Raw genomic sequence first — 2692 nt, forward strand, 5'->3', positions numbered from 1 at the left:
AACCCACCTTCACCATTTAAGGTCTTTCCAGCTTTCGAGCTGGGCGGGCGTTAAATGGGAGAGGTATCACTAAGCTGAATAAAATAGGCTTTGGTGAAGCGAACCCGGGGAACTGAAACATCTCAGTACCTGGAGGAAAAGACATCAACCGAGATTCCGTTAGTAGTGGCGAGCGAACGCGGACCAGGCCAGTGCCTGTTGTTTAGTTAGCAGAACATTCTGGAAAGTTTGACCATAGCGGGTGACAGTCCCGTATGCGAAAGCGAAACAACAGGACTTGAGTAGGGCGGGGCACGTGAAACCCTGTCTGAACATGGGGGGACCACCCTCCAAGCCTAAATACTCGTACATGACCGATAGCGAACCAGTACCGTGAGGGAAAGGTGAAAAGCACCCCGATGAGGGGAGTGAAACAGTACCTGAAACCGGATGCCTACAAGCAGTTGGAGGGCTCTTGAAGCCTGACAGCGTACCTCTTGCATAATGGGTCTGTGACTTAGTGTATCGAGCAAGCTTAAGCCGTTAGGTGTAGGCGCAGCGAAAGCGAGTCTGAATAGGGCGACCATGAGTTCGATGCATTAGACCCGAAACCCGGCGATCTATGCATGACCAGGTTGAAGGTGCGGTAACACGCACTGGAGGACCGAACCGTTTAATGTTGAAAAATTATCGGATGAGTTGTGCTTAGGGGTGAAAGGCCAATCAAGCCGGGAAATAGCTGGTTCTCCGCGAAATCTATTGAGGTAGAGCGTCGGATGATTGCCGTTGGGGGTAGAGCACTGGATGGTTGCGGGGGTCGCGAGATCTACCAATACTAACCAAACTCCGAATACCAACGAGTCTAGTCCGGCAGACAGACGGCGGGTGCTAAGGTCCGTCGTCAAAAGGGAAACAGCCCTAACCTACAGCTAAGGTCCCCAAGTCACGTCTAAGTGGGAAAGCATGTGGGATTTCCAAAACAACCAGGAGGTTGGCTTAGAAGCAGCCATCCTTTAAAGAAAGCGTAACAGCTCACTGGTCTAAATAAGAGATCCTGCGGCGAAGATGTAACGGGGCTCAAGACGTGCACCGAAGCTTAGGGTTCAGTCTTTGACTGAGCGGTAGCGGAGCGTTCCGTAGGCCGTTGAAGCGGAAGGGTAACCGACCGTGGAGGTATCGGAAGTGCGAATGCAGACATGAGTAGCGATTAACAGTGTGAGATGCACTGTCGCCGAAATTCCAAGGGTTCCTGCTTAAAGCTAATCTGAGCAGGGTAAGCCGGCCCCTAAGACGAGCCCGAAGGGGGTAGTCGATGGGAACCACGTTAATATTCGTGGGCCTGGTGGTGTGTGACGGATGGCGTAACTTGTTCGGCCTTATTGGATTGGTCCGGGCAGGGAAGTTGTCCCAGGAAATAGCCCCACCGTATAGACCGTACCCTAAACCGACACAGGTGGAATGGTAGAGTATACCAAGGCGTTTGAGAGAAGTATCCTGAAGGAACTCGGCAAATTGCCTCCGTACCTTCGGAAGAAGGAGGCCCCACATTAAGGCAACTTTTTGTGGGGGGCACAGGCCAGGGGGTAGCGACTGTTTAGCAAAAACACAGGGCTCTGCTAAGTCGGCTTCAAGACGACGTATAGGGCCTGACGCCTGCCCGGTGCCTGAAGGTTAAGAGGAGGAGTGCAAGCTCTGAATTGAAGCCCAGGTAAACGGCGGCCGTAACTATAACGGTCCTAAGGTAGCGAAATTCCTTGTCGGGTAAGTTCCGACCTGCACGAATGGCGTAACGACTTCCCCACTGTCTCCAGGATATGCTCAGCGAAATTGAATTCTCCGTGAAGATGCGGAGTACCCGCGGTTAGACGGAAAGACCCCGTGCACCTTTACTGCAGCTTCAGAGTGGCATTAGGAAAGAACTGTGTAGCATAGGTGGGAGGCTTTGAAGCGATGACGCCAGTTGTCGTGGAGCCATAGGTGAAATACCACCCTGTTGTTTTCTGATGTCTAACCTCGCACCGTTATCCGGTGCAGGGACCCTCTGTGGCGGGTAGTTTGACTGGGGCGGTCGCCTCCTAAAGAGTAACGGAGGCGCGCGATGGTGGGCTCAGGACGGTTGGAAACCGTCTGTTAGAGTGCAATGGCATAAGCCCGCCTGACTGCGAGACTGACAAGTCGAGCAGAGACGAAAGTCGGTCATAGTGATCCGGTGGTCCCTCGTGGAAGGGCCATCGCTCAACGGATAAAAGGTACGCCGGGGATAACAGGCTGATGATTCCCAAGAGCTCATATCGACGGAATCGTTTGGCACCTCGATGTCGGCTCATCACATCCTGGGGCTGGAGCAGGTCCCAAGGGTTTGGCTGTTCGCCAATTAAAGTGGTACGTGAGCTGGGTTCAGAACGTCGCGAGACAGTTTGGTCCCTATCTGCCGTGGGCGTCGAAATTTGAGAGGAGTTGACCCTAGTACGAGAGGACCGGGTTGAACATACCTCTGGTGTACCTGTCGTCCTGCCAAGGGCGCAGCAGGGTAGCTATGTATGGACGGGATAACCGCTGAAAGCATCTAAGCGGGAAGCCTCCCTCAAGATAAGATTTCTTCGAGCGGTCGTAGACCACGACCTTGATAGGCCGGATGTAGAAGTGTGGTAACATATGGAGCTAACCGGTCCTAATTGCTCTGATCGCGCCTGAGAGTCCCACCATCAATGAC

Annotated in this window: 1 rRNA gene (only partly in view); it reads left to right on the plus strand. The window is 53.2% G+C overall.

The features are described 5' to 3' along the window. Nucleotides 1–2674 (plus strand): 23S ribosomal RNA (locus NCHOL11_RS17860) (it extends 124 nt beyond the left edge of the window). Nucleotides 2675–2692: the final 18 nt, after the last annotated feature.

This window comes from Novosphingobium sp. Chol11 (assembly GCF_900218065.1).
Lineage (GTDB): Bacteria > Pseudomonadota > Alphaproteobacteria > Sphingomonadales > Sphingomonadaceae > Sphingobium > Sphingobium agri.